Annotated in this window: 1 protein-coding gene; it reads left to right on the forward strand. The window is 44.8% G+C overall.

Features of this window, described 5'->3' with window-relative positions; genetic code table 11:
• Positions 1-426, forward strand: a 426-nt coding sequence (locus PH558_RS34045) for a helix-turn-helix domain-containing protein (RefSeq protein WP_062876889.1), incomplete at its 5' end; no start/stop codon positions are given.
• Positions 427-654 lie beyond the last annotated feature (228 nt).

Raw genomic sequence — 654 nt, forward strand, 5'->3', positions numbered from 1 at the left:
AAAAACACCGAGGATCTCGAAGAAGCAAAGAAAAATTCAAGGTTTACACAGGTATCCCCAAAAGGTTGGGAACGTGTTCGAGAGCTGCTGAAGGATAGCCAAGGCATATCAGCACTGAAGCTGTACTCATTTTTAGCGGAGCATATCGATCCTACGTGTGGCGCTGTCGTTGCGGATCAGCAATTCCTAGCTGAAAAACTTGGAGTTAGCAGAAGCACAATTATTCGGTGGCTCAATTACTTAGAATCAAAAAATGCATTAGTTAGAATCCCCGTTGCTGGTAAGGTTTGTGCGTATGCCCTCGATCCACATGAAGTCTGGAAGGGATACAACACTACGAAAAACCATGCAGCGTTTGTCACTAAAACACTGGTCAACAAAGACGGTGATATTCAGCGCCGAATCATGGCCATGTTTTCAAATTGAGCTAGCGGCAGGCGGACAATCAGGGGCTACGTGTTAACGTTCTGACCATGATTGTCTATCCTGCATTGCTCCATTGCCAACCATAAAGTCGCTGTCGATCCTTGCAAATTCAACACGACCAAATGCATATTCATCCTGAGTTCAAAACTCAAACGTAAGTGATAGGTAGTTATTTTCACCCTCCCTGCTCAATTTCCGCAGGGAGAATTTTTATCCTTGCTGTCACGG

The organism is Rhizobium pantanalense (assembly GCF_030182525.1).
GTDB lineage: Bacteria > Pseudomonadota > Alphaproteobacteria > Rhizobiales > Rhizobiaceae > Rhizobium.